Below are 13,556 nucleotides of genomic sequence, written 5' to 3'. Positions count from 1 at the left end.
GGCGGCCGCTACAGCCTCGACACCCTGGAAAAAGCCCTGCGCCTGACCGAGACCGGGACTACCGATGCGGTGCTGTTCGGGCCGTTGAACAAGACCTCGCTGCACATGGCCGGTATGGCCCACAGCGACGAGCTGCACTGGTTCGCCGAGCTACTGGATTTCCACGGGCCATTCTGCGAGTTCAACGTGCTCGACAACCTGTGGACGTCGCGCGTGACATCCCATGTGGCGCTGGCCGATGTGCCGGGCATGCTCAGCCAGACGCGGGTAGTCGAAGCGATCCAGCTGATCGACACAGCCCTCAAGCGCAACGGCCTGGCCAAACCGCGTATCGGCGTGTGCGGGCTGAACCCGCACAACGGTGACAACGGCTCGTTCGGTCGCGAAGAATTGGACATCATTGGCCCGGCTGTTCGTTCGGCTCAGGCGCTGGGTGTTGCGGCCGAGGGGCCATACCCCGCCGACACGATTTTCCTCAAGGTGCAGGGCGATGCCAGTGCCTTTGATGCGGTGGTGACCATGTATCACGACCAAGGGCAGATCGCGATCAAGTTGATGGGCTTCTCCCGTGGGGTGACGGTGCAAGGCGGGTTGCCAATACCGATTACCACACCGGCCCATGGCACCGCGTTTGATATTGCGGGGCAGGGCAAGGCGAATGTCGGGGCGATCCGCCAGGCGTTCGAGATTGCGTGCCGGATGGGCGCCAACAACTACTGACACAACGCAAGTCCCCTGTGGGAGCGAGCCTGCTCGCGATAGCGGCCCGACAGTCACTGCAAGAGTGTCTGTACTGCCACCATCGCGGAGGCACCTCCTGACCGTATTTCATACCTGTAAACGATGTCTGCGGTTTAAAACGTAAAGGATGTCTCCGGTTTCTACCCGGGCAAGCCCGCTCCCACAGGGTTTTGCATTGATCAAAAAATCGAGCAACACCACCAGTCACTGTGGGAGCGGGCTTGCCCGCGATAGCAGTCTGCCGGTCACTACAAAGGTGACTGACGGGACCGCTTTCGCGAGCAGGCTGCTCCCACATTTGTTTGGTGTGTACCCATAACCTCATTCACTCAATATCCGCTTTTTGCGATCACCCCAGGTTATCGCCGGATACGCATAAGTGATTATCCCCACCCCCCGAGCGCTGGCTAAAGTCGCTCCATCGAATGCCCGAAGCCGGCCACAGGAACGGCTCTGCGCAGCGACTCAACAACTACAAAAAGCCGGCAGCGCAAGGAACTGTATTCATGAAAATCAAAGCAATCCGTACCCGCGTTTTCGAGTGGAAAGGCAAAGTCGTTCCCCCTCAAGCGCACTTCTGCACCAACGCCAGTGACATCCTGTTCGAGCGCGGCGACGCGATGGGGTCGTTCCGTTTCCATGGCTGGCTGGTGGTGGAGGTCGAGACCGATACCGGTCTTGTTGGCATCGGTAACTGCGCCTTGGCGCCGCGTGTGGCCAAGGAAATCATCGACACCTACCTGGCACCGATCGCCATTGGCGAAGACCCGTTCGACAACGAATACATCTGGCAGAAGATGTACCGCCAGAGCCACGCCTGGGGCCGCAAAGGCATCGGTATGGCGGCGATCTCGGCGATCGACATCGCCATCTGGGACATCATGGGCAAAGCAGTGAACAAGCCGGTGTTCAAACTGCTCGGCGGTCGGACCAAGGAAAAAATCTGGACCTACGCCTCCAAACTCTACGCCAACGACAACCTCGACCTGTTCCTCGAAGAAGCTCAGGGTTATCTGAACCAAGGCTTCACCGCGCTGAAAATGCGTTTCGGCTACGGTCCGAAAGATGGCCCGGCCGGCATGCGCAAGAACATCGAGCAAGTGCGCGCCCTGCGTGAACTGGCCGGCCCGGACATCGACATCATGCTCGAATGCTACATGGGCTGGACCCTGGAATACGCCCGGCGCATGTTGCCTAAACTCGCCGAGTTCGAACCACGCTGGCTTGAAGAACCGGTAATTGCCGACGACATCGAAGGCTACATCGAGCTGAAAAAAATGGGGATCATGCCGATCTCCGGCGGCGAGCATGAGTTCACTTCCTACGGCTTCAAGGACCTGCTGGAGCGCCGCGCCATCGATGTGATCCAGTACGACACCAACCGCGTCGGCGGCATCACCGCTGCGCGCAAGATCAACGCCCTGGCCGAAGCCTGGTCGGTGCCGGTTATTCCGCACGCCGGGCAAATGCACAACTATCACCTGACCATGTCCACCACTGCTTCGCCAATGGCTGAGTTCTTCCCGGTGTTCGACGTCGAGGTCGGCAATGAACTCTTCTACTACGTGTTCAAGGGCGAGCCACAACCGGTCAAAGGCTACATCCAGCTCGATGACAACAAGCCGGGCCTGGGACTGGAAATCTCCGATGAATACCTCGGCGACTTCAACATTATCGAATGACCTTGGCGCGTCGCCCGAAAGGCGGCGCCATCCAGAATTTTCCGGAGAACAGGACATGCGCCTGATTCAATTTGAAAACATCACCGGGCAACGCCAGGTCGGCCTCGTCGAGGGCGGTCAGGTTCAGGTGCTGCGCGATACCCGCAACACTCGCGAACTGGCGCTGGCGGCGATCCGCGGCAAACGTAGTCTGCAAGATGAAGTCGCCAGCCGAGGCACCGAAGCCGGCCCGGACTACCAGCAACTGTTGCAAGAGGGGTGGGTGCTGCCGCCGCTGGACCACGAAGATCCGGCCCATTGCCTGATCAGTGGCACTGGCCTGACTCACCTGGGCAGCGCTTCGGCGCGGGACAAGATGCACCAGCAGGACGGTGCGGTCGAAGCCGGCATGACCGACACCATGCGCATTTTCAAGTGGGGCCTTGAGGGCGGTACACCGCAAGCCGGGCAAGTCGGTGCGCAGCCGGAATGGTTCTACAAGGGTGACGGCAGCATCGTCGTGCGCCCCGGCGCCGACTTCCCGGTGCCACCGTTTGCCGAAGACGCCGGCGAAGAACCGGAGTTGACCGGGCTCTATGTGATCGGCGACGACGGCCTGCCGTATCGCGTCGGTTATGCCTTGGGCAACGAGTTCTCCGACCATGTGATGGAACGTCGTAATTATCTGTACCTGGCTCATTCGAAACTGCGCTACTGCGCCTATGGTCCGGAGTTGCGAGTCGGTGAGTTACCCAAGCATCTGGCGGGCAGCAGTCGCATCACCCGCAACGGCGAAACGCTCTGGGAAAAAGAGTTTCTCAGCGGCGAAGACAACATGTGCCACAGCCTCGCCAACCTCGAATTCCACCACTTCAAATACGCACAGTTTTTGCGTCCGGGCGATGTCCACGTGCATTACTTCGGCACCGCCACGTTGTCGTTTGCCGACGGGGTGAAAACCCGGCCGGGGGATCGCTTCCAGATCAGTCTGGATGAGTTTGGTGCGCCGCTGGAGAACGGCATTGGTGAAAGTGCTCCGCCGTTGGCCATCGGTCAGGTCCGCGCGCTTTAAGCCTTCAACCTCCGGTGAGCTTTGCCGGTCAAGGAATCTGTCATGACAACCCTGCTTGGACACAACTACATTGGTGGCGGCCGCAGCGCCAACGGCACGCTGCAACTGCAAAGTCTGGATGCAAGCACCGGTGACGCGTTGCCCGGTACTTTCTTCCAGGCCACCGAAGCCGAAGTGGATGCCGCCGCCAAAGCGGCTGCCGCGGCCTATCCGGTGTATCGCAACCTGAGCGCGGAGAAGCGCGCCCGGTTCCTTGACGCCATTGCCGATGAAATCGATGCGCTGGGGGAGGATTTCATCGCCACGGTATGCCGTGAAACCGCATTGCCGGCCGGACGTATTCAAGGCGAGCGCGCACGCACCAGCGGCCAGATGCGCCTGTTCGCCAAGGTTCTGCGTCGTGGTGACTTCTACGGTGCGCGGATTGATCGGGCGCTGCCGGATCGTCAACCATTGCCGCGTCCCGATCTGCGCCAGTACCGCATCGCTTTAGGGCCGGTCGCGGTGTTTGGCGCGAGTAATTTCCCGCTGGCGTTTTCCACGGCCGGCGGCGACACCGCCTCGGCGCTGGCCGCCGGTTGCCCGGTGGTGTTCAAGGCTCACAGCGGACATATGGCAACCGCCGAATGGGTCGCGGACGCGATCATCCGCGCAGCGGAAAAAACCGAAATGCCGGCGGGCGTATACAACATGATTTATGGCGGTGGCGTCGGTGAATGGCTGGTCAAGCACCCGGCGATTCAAGCGGTCGGCTTCACTGGTTCACTCAAGGGCGGCAATGCGCTGAGTCATATGGCTGCGACCCGGCCGCAGCCGATCCCGGTGTTTGCCGAGATGTCGAGCATCAACCCGGTATTCCTGCTGCCTGAAGCCCTTGCGGTGCGGGGCGAACAGATCGGCGCGCAACTGGCGGGTTCGGTGACGCTGGGTTGCGGGCAGTTCTGTACCAATCCAGGCCTGGTGATCGGCCTGCGTTCGCCGCAGTTCAGCACCTTTCTGGAAATGTTTTGCGCCAGCATGAACCAGCAACCGCCGCAGACCATGCTCAACGCCGGCGCGCTGGCCAGCTACAGCAAAGGCCTGGTCGAGTTGCACGAGCATCCTGGGCTGACGCATCTGGCGGGCAAGCCGCAGCAGGGCAATCAAGCTCAACCGCAGGTGTTCCAGGCGGACGTCAGTCTGTTGCTCAAGGACGATGAACTGCTTCAGGAAGAGGTCTTCGGACCGACCACCATCGTCATTGAAGTCGAGGATCGCGCGCAGTTGACGGCAGCGCTGCATGGCCTGCGCGGACAACTGACGGCGACACTGATTGGCGAGGCGGATGAATTGCTGGAATACCGCTGGCTGGCTGAGTTGCTTCAGGAAAAGGTCGGGCGGATTCTGCTCAATGGCTATCCGACCGGGGTCGAGGTGTGTGAGGCGATGGTGCATGGCGGGCCGTACCCGGCGACGTCCGATTCGCGCGGGACATCCGTCGGGACGCTGGCGATCGACCGTTTCCTGCGGCCGGTGTGCTTCCAGAATTATCCGGATTCGTTGTTGCCCCAGGCGTTGCAGAACGCTAATCCGCTGGGGATTCGGCGGTTGGTGGATGGGGAGGTGAGTCAGTTAGCTTTGTAGTCGTCTGAGCCGACGCCATCGCGGGCAAGCCCGCTCCCACAGTGATTTGTGTCGTACACAGATTCTGTGGGCAATCCCTAAATCCTGTGGGAGCGGGCTTGCCCGCGATGGCTTCATCAGCAACACCACATCACTACCTGGCAACCACCTCAGGCGCCTTCACCACTGCCCGCTTCAACACCAGCCACAACGCCAACGCAATCAACACCCCGCCATAAAGGTGCGCCATCGACAGCGGTTCATCCAGCAACAGCGCCCCCCACAACACGCCGAACGGCGGGATCATGAAGGTCACGGTCATCGATTTCACCGGGCCAACCGACGTCAGCAAACGGAAATAAATAATGTAGGCAAAGGCTGTGCAGACCAAACCCAACCCCAGCAACGACAGCCAGACACTCCAGCCGCCCCAGCTCACCGGTGGCTGGTTGATCACGCTGTAGCCAAACAACGGCAGCAACAACAACGTCGCGCCGAGCATGCTGCCCAGCGCCGAAAGGCGACTGTCGAGGCCACCGGCATGGTCGAGCCAGCGCCGGGCGAGGAACCCGGCAAAGCCATAGCAGGTGGTGGCCATCAGGCACGCGAGTGCGCCCATCAGCAGTTCCATGTTGAACGCCACCGGCCCGGCGCGGGTGAGGATGCCCACGCCGAACAGTCCGAGAAACACCCCGCCGAGCTTGGCTGTAGTGAGTTTTTCATGGAAGAACAATCCGCCAATCAACACCCCCATCAGCGGCGTGGTGGCATTGAAAATCGCCGAGTAACCGGCCGGCAGCACCTGGGCGGCCACGGAATAGAGGGTCGCTGGAATCCCGGAGTTGATCATCCCGAGCAGCATCACCGTCTTGAATTTGCCTTTGAAATCCCAGCTGATGCGCATCAGCCCAAGGATCACCAGCAGCCCGACGGCGGCAATCGACACGCGAAAAAAAGCAGTGGGGATTGTGCCAATCACTGGGGCAATAACGCGCATGAACAGAAAACTCGCCCCCCAAATGGCGGCAAGCGACAACATACGCAGGATATCGACGGGGTTCACAGCGCTTTCCTTCCTTGATTGGCGCGCAAGTGTCGCGCCAGTCAGGGCACAAGGCAATGGTTGCGTTGCGTCACACAGGGCCACTAAGCTCAGGCTCCAACGACAAGAACAGCCGCCGAGGTTTTACCTATGCCGCAGCAATGGCCAGCCGCCGACATCGCCCGAATGATCCTCGATGGCTTTGACGATTACCGCGAGCATTTCCGTCAGATCACCGACGGCGCCCGAGCCCGTTTCGAGCAGGCCCAATGGCAGGAGACGCAAGTCGCGTCGGCGGCGCGGATCAACCTCTACGAAGAAAAGGTCGGCGAAACGGTAGGGCGCTTGCATGCTTCGTTCGAGACCGATGTGCTGATGGACGTCAGCAACTGGCCGCTGGTCAAAAGCGCTTACATCAGCCTGATCGACCTGCGTTTCGACGATGAACTGTCCGAGACCTGGTACAACTCGATTTTCTGCGGCCTGTTCAGCCATGACCTGATCAGCGATGGCTGTATGTTCATTCACACCACGCGGCCGAGCCTGCGCCGCGCCCGGGCCGCGCAAACCCGCACCTACAAGCCGCAGGGGCAGTTGTCCGGCATGCTCACGAGCATCTTTGCCGACTACCGCTTCAGCGAAGATTACGCCGATCTGGCCGGCGACCTGCGTCGCCTCGAAGCGCAATTGCGCGAGAACCTGCCGGACTGGGTCTGCAAGGACCCGGAGCTGAGCGTCGAACTGTTTTCCTCGGTGCTTTACCGCAACAAGGGCGCCTATCTGGTGGGGCGCATTTACACCCCCGACGAGCAATGGCCACTGGTGATTCCGCTGCTGCACCGCGAAGGCCGGGGCATCCAGATCGATGCGCTGATCACTGACGAGGCGGAGGTGTCGATCATCTTCTCCTTCACCCGTTCGTACTTCATGGTCGATGTGCCGGTGCCGGCGGAATTCATCGGCTTTCTCAAACGCATCCTGCCGGGCAAGCACATTGCCGAGCTGTACACCTCGATCGGCTTCTACAAGCATGGCAAGTCCGAGTTTTATCGGGCGCTGATCAATCACCTGGCCAACACTGACGACCAGTTCATCATGGCCCCCGGCGTGCGCGGCATGGTCATGAGCGTGTTTACCCTGCCGGGCTTCAATACCGTCTTCAAGATCATCAAGGACCGCTTCTCGCCGTCGAAAAACGTCGATCGCGCCACGGTGATCGAAAAGTATCGCCTGGTGAAAAGCGTCGACCGGGTCGGGCGCATGGCCGACACCCAGGAGTTCGCCGACTTCCGTTTCCCGTTGAGCAAGTTCGAGCCGGCATGCCTGGAAGAGTTGCTCGAAGTGGCCGCGTCCACGGTCTCGGTGGAGGACGATACGGTGCTGATTCGTCACTGCTGGACCGAACGCCGGATGACGCCGTTGAACCTTTATCTGGAACACGCCAACGAGGCGCAGGTTCGCGAGGCGCTCGAGGATTACGGTCTGGCGATCAAGCAACTGGCGGCGGCGAACATTTTTCCCGGCGACATGTTGCTGAAGAATTTTGGCGTCACCCGTCACGGTCGTGTGGTGTTTTATGACTACGACGAGATCTGTTTCCTGACCGAAGCCAACTTCCGCCACATCCCGCAACCGCGTACACCGGAAGACGAAATGGCTTCCGAGCCGTGGTATTCGATCGGGCCACTGGATGTGTTTCCTGAAGAGTTTCCACCGTTTCTGTTTGCCGATTCGGGGCAACGGCGGTTGTTTGATCAGTTGCATGGCGAGTTGTACAACGCCGATTACTGGAAGAGTTTGCAGGAGGCTATTCGGGCGGGGAAGGTGATTGATGTGTTCCCCTACCGCCGCAAAGGCCTCGATAACGAATAACACCCCCCTGTAGGAGCTGTCTCGTGAAACGAGGCTGCGATCTTTTGATCTTGTCTTTAAAAATCAAAATCAAAATCAAAAGATCGCAGCCTCGTTGCACTCGACAGCTCCTACACAGCTCCTACAGTAGAACCACACCCGCAATCGCTGCCAAATCTGCGACAATCCGCCCCCTGCGCCACTAGACGACTTTTGCGTACCTGATGACTGACGAATCGCCTTCAATCGACAAACTGCTGAAAAACCTCGATCACGCCATGCTCGCCGACCGCCACCGGCTGCGGCGGCAGTTGCTTGAGCTGCGCAAGAAACCTGACGAGGCCAAACTGGCCCAGTGGGTGACGCGCACGCAGGCGTCTTGCGATCAGGTGTTGGCGCGGCGCGCCAGCCTGCCGGTGATTCGTTACGACGACAGTCTGCCAATCGCCGCCAAGCGCGACGAAATCAAAGAGGCGTTGCTCAAGCACCAGGTGCTGATCATTGCCGGCGAAACCGGGTCGGGTAAAACCACCCAGTTGCCGAAAATCTGCCTGGAAATCGGTCGCGGCCAGCACGGCCTGATCGGCCACACCCAGCCCCGTCGAATCGCCGCGCGCAGTGTGGCGAGCCGGGTCGCTGAAGAATTGGCGACGCCGTTGGGCGCGTTGGTCGGCTATCAGGTGCGGTTCGAGGATCAGAGCGATTCCAACACCCTGATCAAACTGATGACCGACGGCATCCTGCTGGCGGAAACCCAGAACGACCGCTACCTCGAACGCTACGACACGATCATCGTCGACGAAGCCCACGAACGCAGCCTGAACATCGACTTCCTGCTCGGTTACCTGAAAACCCTGTTGCCGCGCCGGCCGGACCTGAAAGTCATCATCACCTCGGCCACCATCGACCTGGAGCGTTTCTCCAAGCATTTCGATGATGCGCCGATCGTCGAGGTCTCCGGTCGTACCTTCCCGGTAGAAACCTGGTACCGCCCGCTGACCCTGGAGCAGGACGAGGAGGGCAACCGCGTCGAGGATGACCTGACCGTGGATCAGGCGATTCTCGCCACCCTCGACGAGATTGCCGCGTTCGAACGTAGCGAGCGCAAGAGCCCCGGCGACGTGCTGGTGTTCCTGCCCGGCGAGCGCGAGATTCGCGATGCGGCCGACATGCTGCGCAAGGCCCAGCTCAAACACACCGAGATTCTGCCGTTGTACGCGCGGCTGTCGCCGGCCGAGCAGCAGCGGATTTTCCAGTCCCACCCTGGACGTCGCGTGGTACTGGCGACCAACGTCGCCGAAACCTCGCTGACGGTGCCGGGCATCCGTTACGTGATCGACAGCGGTACCGCGCGCATCAGTCGTTACAGCTACCGCGCCAAGGTGCAGCGCCTGCCCATCGAAGCGATTTCCCAGGCCAGTGCCAACCAGCGTAAAGGCCGTTGCGGGCGGGTCGAACCGGGCATTTGCATCCGCCTCTATAGCGAAGAAGATTTCATCGGCCGCCCGGAATTTACCGACCCGGAAATCCTGCGGACCAACCTCGCGGCGGTGATTTTGCAGATGCTCCATCTGCGCCTCGGCGAGATCACCGATTTCCCGTTTATCGAACCGCCGGATGGCAAGGCCATCAGCGATGGTTTCAACCTGCTGCAAGAACTCTCGGCGGTGGACCGCAACAGTCAGTTGACGCCGCTTGGTCGCCAGCTGGCACGGCTGCCTGTGGACCCGCGCATGGGTCGCATGCTGCTGGAAGCAGCGAAACTGGGCAGCTTGCAGGAAGTGCTGATCGTCGCCAGTGCCATGTCGATTCAGGACCCGCGCGAACGTCCGCCGGAGCGTCAGCAGGCCGCCGATCAAGCCCACGCGCAGTGGAAAGACGTGGACTCGGACTTCGCCGGGCTGGTTAATCTGTGGCGTGGTTTTGAAGAACAACGCCAGGCCTTGACCGCCAGCCCGCTGCGTAATTGGTGCCGCAAGAATTTTCTGAATTACCTGCGCCTGCGCGAGTGGCGCGACTCCCATCGTCAGTTGAGCCTGATCTGCCGCGACATGCAGCTGAGCCTCAACAAAGAACCGGCGGATTACCCGAAACTGCACAAAGCCGTGCTGTCCGGATTGCTCAGCCAGATCGGCCAGAAAACCGATGAAGGCGATTACCTCGGTGCCCGTCAGCGGCGCTTCTGGATTCACCCGTCGTCGGGCCTTGGCAAGAAGCGTCCGCAATGGCTGATGACCGCCGAACTGGTGGAAACCACCAAACTCTACGCGCGGATGGTCGCCAAGATCGACGCCGACTGGATCGAGCCGCTGGCCGGGCACCTGATCAAGAAAAACCACTTCGAACCCCATTGGGAGAAGAAGCGCGGTCAGGTCGTGGCCTTCGAGCAAATCACCCTGTTCGGGCTGATCGTAGTGGGTCGCCGGCCGGTGCATTACGGGCCGATCGACCCGGTGGTGTCTCGTGAGTTTTTTATTCGCGAAGGTCTGGTGCGCGGCGAGATTCAATCCAAGGCCAAGTGTTTGTCTGCCAATGCACAGTTGTTGGAACAGCTCGACGAACTGGAAGCCAAGGCGCGCCGCCGCGACATCCTCGCCGACGAAGAAACCTTGTTCGCTTTCTACGATGCGCGACTGCCAGCAGAGATTCACCAGACCGCGACCTTCGACAGTTGGTACCGGGTCAACAGTCAGAAAGACCCGCAGCTGCTGATCATGCGCGAAGAAGACGTGCTGGCTCGCGAAGCCAGCGAAGTCACCGCCGCGCATTACCCGGACACCCTGCACATCGGTGATCTGGAACTGGCGCTGAGTTATCACTTTGAACCCAACCATCCTCGCGACGGCGTGACCTTGCGCGTGCCGGCGCCGTTGTTGCCGATGCTGCCGCCGGAACGACTGGAATGGCTGGTGCCGGGCGTGATCGAGGCCAAGTGCATAGCGCTGGTGCGCAACCTGCCTAAAGCGTTGCGCAAGAATTTCGTGCCGGTGCCAGACTTCGTCAAAGCTGCATTGCAGCGCATCACGTTTGCCGAGGGCTCGTTGCCTCTGGCGCTGGGCCGCGAGTTATTGCGCATGACTGGTGCGCGGGTCAGCGATGAGGCGTGGGCCGAAGCCTCGCAGCAGGTCGACAGTCATTTGCGGATGAACCTGGAAATCGTCGACGGTCAGGGCAAGTTCCTCGGCGAAGGCCGTGACCTGGCCGAGCTGACCGCACGCTTTGCCGAGGCGAGCCAGGCTGCGTTGGCGGTGCCGCAAACGGCGAAGAGCCAACAGCCGGTGGAGCCGAAAGTCTTTGCCGCCGTGGCCGAGAAAACCCAGCAGAAAATCGCCGGGCTATCGATGACGGTGTATCCGGCGCTGGTGGAAGAGGGCGGCACAGTCAAGGAAGGTCGATTCTCGACCCCGGCCGAAGCCGAGTTCCAGCATCGCCGGGCCTTGCAGCGCTTGCTGATGCAGCAATTGGCGGAACCGGCGAAGTTCCTGCGCGGCAAGTTGCCGGGGCTGACCGAGTTGGGCCTGATGTATCGCGACATGGGGCGAGTCGACAGCCTGGTGGAAGACATTCTGCTGGCCAGTCTCGACAGCTGCATTCTCGAGGGCGAAGACCCATTGCCACGCGATGGCGCCGGGCTGGCGTCGCTGGCCGAGCGCAAACGTGGCGGCTGGACCGAGCACGCCGAACGGCTGGCGAAGCTGACGCTGGAGATTCTCAAGCTCTGGCACGGCCTGCAAAAACGCTTCAAGGGCAAGATCGACCTGGCGCAAGCCGTGGCCTTGAACGACATCAAGCAGCAGCTCAGCCATCTGGTGTATCCGGGGTTCGTGCGTGAAACGCCGATGCTGTGGCTCAAGGAGCTGCCGCGTTATCTGAAAGCGGTCGAGCAGCGCTTCGAGAAAATCGGTGCGCAGGTACAGCGGGACCGGGTCTGGAGCGGCGAATTGTCCGGCCTCTGGGCCCAATACCAGACCCGCGCCAACAAACACGCCCAGGAAGGCAAACGCGATCCGCAGCTGGAACTTTATCGCTGGTGGCTGGAGGAATACCGGGTCTCGCTGTTCGCGCAGCAATTGGGGACCAAGGTGCCGATCTCCGACAAGCGCCTGAACAAGCAATGGAGCCAGGTCGAGCCTTGATCCTGTGGGAGCGGGCTTGCCCGCGATGGCGGTCTGCCATTCAACATGGATGTTGAATGTGATGGCCTCATCGCGGGCAAGTCCGCTCCCACACGTATGCTGTGCTCTTGCAAAAGGCGCCAAAAGCCAACGTTTATGGCAAACTTCGCGCCTATAAACGCCAGCCCCGCGGTTTTGAGCCTTCACGGACCCGGGCGGATCGGAATAAAGCGATGCCAGGTTTGCGTCCGGAGCCTGGAATAGACCCTTTGTGTGTTGGTACGTCGGTGCCAGCGCTTTCTGCCTGAACGGATTAGAGAAACGACCATGCATAACGTCGTCATCAGCGGCACCGGCCTGTACACCCCGGCCAACAGCATTTCCAATGAAGAGCTGGTGCAGTCTTTCAACGCTTACGTCGCGCAGTTCAACGCCGACAACGCCGAAGCCATCGCGCGCGGCGAAATCCAGGCATTGACCGAATCCAGCGCAGCGTTTATCGAAAAAGCGTCCGGCATCAAAAGCCGCTTTGTCATGGACAAGGACGGCATTCTCGATCCGCAGCGCATGGCACCACGCCTGCCTGAACGTTCCAACGACGAGTGGTCGGTGCTTTGCCAGATGGCCATCGGCGCGGCCGAGCAAGCCTTGCAGCGCGCCGGCAAGACCGCCGCTGACATCGACGGTGTAATCGTCGCCTGCTCCAACCTGCAACGCGCCTACCCGGCCATCGCCATCGAAGTCCAGGAAGCGCTGGGCATCCAGGGTTTCGGTTTCGACATGAACGTCGCCTGTTCCTCGGCGACTTTCGGCATCCAGGCTGCGGCCAACAGCGTGCAACTGGGCCAGGCTCGGGCGATCCTGATGGTCAACCCAGAAGTCTGCACCGGTCACCTGAATTTCCGCGACCGCGACAGCCACTTCATCTTCGGCGACGCCGCCACGGCGGTGATCATCGAGCGTGCGGATCTGGCGACGTCCAAGTACCAGTTCGACGTGGTCAGCACCAAACTGCTGACCAAGTTCTCCAACAACATCCGCAACAACTTCGGGTTCCTCAACCGCGCTGCGGAAGAGGGCATCGGTGCCCCCGACAAGCTGTTCGTCCAGGAAGGCCGCAAGGTGTTCCGCGATGTCTGCCCGATGGTCGCCGAGCTGATCGCCACGCACCTGGAAGAAAACCAGCTCAACGTCAGCGACGTGAAGCGCTTCTGGCTGCACCAGGCCAACCTCAGCATGAACCACCTGATCGTCAAGAAGCTGCTGGGCCGCGAAGCCACCGAAGAAGAAGCCCCGGTGATTCTCGACACCTATGCCAACACCAGTTCTGCCGGTTCGGTCATTTCGTTTCACAAGAATCAGGACGATCTGGTCAGCGGTTCGCTGGCCGTACTCAGCTCGTTCGGCGCCGGTTACTCGATTGGCAGCGTGATTCTGCGCAAGCGCTGAAGCTGTCGCGAGGTGGCATTGTC

At 60.6% G+C, this 13,556-nt stretch carries 8 protein-coding genes; 7 read left to right on the top strand and 1 reads right to left on the bottom strand.

Annotated elements, in window-relative coordinates; translation table 11 throughout:
* The 4 genes from PMI36_RS15465 to PMI36_RS15480 form a co-directional block, all read left to right on the top strand.
* Positions 1-720: 4-hydroxythreonine-4-phosphate dehydrogenase PdxA (locus PMI36_RS15465; protein ID WP_008071945.1), on the top strand; the 720-nt coding region annotated here is incomplete at its 5' end.
* A gap of 527 nt (positions 721-1,247) precedes the next feature.
* Positions 1,248-2,423, top strand: a complete 1,176-nt coding sequence (locus PMI36_RS15470) for an L-rhamnonate dehydratase (protein ID WP_008071943.1) — start codon at positions 1,248-1,250, stop codon at positions 2,421-2,423.
* A 55-nt stretch (positions 2,424-2,478) separates the two neighbouring features.
* Entirely contained in the window at positions 2,479-3,474 is a 996-nt protein-coding gene (araD1, locus tag PMI36_RS15475; RefSeq protein WP_008071941.1) for an AraD1 family protein, read from the top strand.
* A gap of 42 nt (positions 3,475-3,516) precedes the next feature.
* Positions 3,517-5,097, top strand: coding sequence for an aldehyde dehydrogenase (NADP(+)) (locus tag PMI36_RS15480; RefSeq protein ID WP_008071939.1), 1,581 nt, complete (start codon positions 3,517-3,519; stop codon positions 5,095-5,097).
* A 133-nt stretch (positions 5,098-5,230) separates the two neighbouring features.
* Here PMI36_RS15480 and PMI36_RS15485 read toward each other — a convergent pair whose 3' ends face one another.
* A complete protein-coding gene (locus PMI36_RS15485; RefSeq protein ID WP_008071937.1) occupies positions 5,231-6,139 on the bottom strand; it encodes a DMT family transporter in 909 nt (302 codons plus the stop codon).
* Positions 6,140-6,268: 129 nt separating this feature from the next.
* Here PMI36_RS15485 and aceK point away from each other — a divergent pair, with 129 nt between their 5' ends.
* From aceK to PMI36_RS15500, 3 genes are all read left to right on the top strand, one after another.
* Complete coding sequence (aceK, locus tag PMI36_RS15490) at positions 6,269-7,990, top strand: bifunctional isocitrate dehydrogenase kinase/phosphatase (protein ID WP_008071935.1); 1,722 nt, start codon at positions 6,269-6,271, stop codon at positions 7,988-7,990.
* A 203-nt stretch (positions 7,991-8,193) separates the two neighbouring features.
* Positions 8,194-12,105, top strand: a complete 3,912-nt coding sequence (gene hrpA / locus PMI36_RS15495) for an ATP-dependent RNA helicase HrpA (RefSeq protein ID WP_008071933.1) — start codon at positions 8,194-8,196, stop codon at positions 12,103-12,105.
* 306 nt (positions 12,106-12,411) lie between these two features.
* On the top strand, positions 12,412-13,533 hold the full coding sequence (locus PMI36_RS15500) for a beta-ketoacyl-ACP synthase III (RefSeq protein ID WP_008071931.1): 1,122 nt from the start codon (positions 12,412-12,414) through the stop codon (positions 13,531-13,533).
* Positions 13,534-13,556 lie beyond the last annotated feature (23 nt).

This window comes from Pseudomonas sp. GM79 (assembly GCF_000282495.1).
Taxonomy (GTDB): Bacteria; Pseudomonadota; Gammaproteobacteria; order Pseudomonadales; family Pseudomonadaceae; genus Aquipseudomonas.
The sequence above is the reverse complement of the archived record's forward strand: the minus strand, read 5'-3'. Positions and strand labels throughout refer to the sequence as shown.

Excerpts from the sequence above, each read along its gene's own strand:
- PMI36_RS15470 (WP_008071943.1), top strand. The coding sequence starts at position 1,248 with ATGAAAATCAAAGCAATCCGTACCCGCGTTTTCGAGTGGAAAGGCAAA.
- araD1 (WP_008071941.1), top strand. The coding sequence starts at position 2,479 with ATGCGCCTGATTCAATTTGAAAACATCACCGGGCAACGCCAGGTCGGC.
- PMI36_RS15480 (WP_008071939.1), top strand. The coding sequence starts at position 3,517 with ATGACAACCCTGCTTGGACACAACTACATTGGTGGCGGCCGCAGCGCC.
- aceK (WP_008071935.1), top strand. The coding sequence starts at position 6,269 with ATGCCGCAGCAATGGCCAGCCGCCGACATCGCCCGAATGATCCTCGAT.
- hrpA (WP_008071933.1), top strand. The coding sequence starts at position 8,194 with ATGACTGACGAATCGCCTTCAATCGACAAACTGCTGAAAAACCTCGAT.
- PMI36_RS15500 (WP_008071931.1), top strand. The coding sequence starts at position 12,412 with ATGCATAACGTCGTCATCAGCGGCACCGGCCTGTACACCCCGGCCAAC.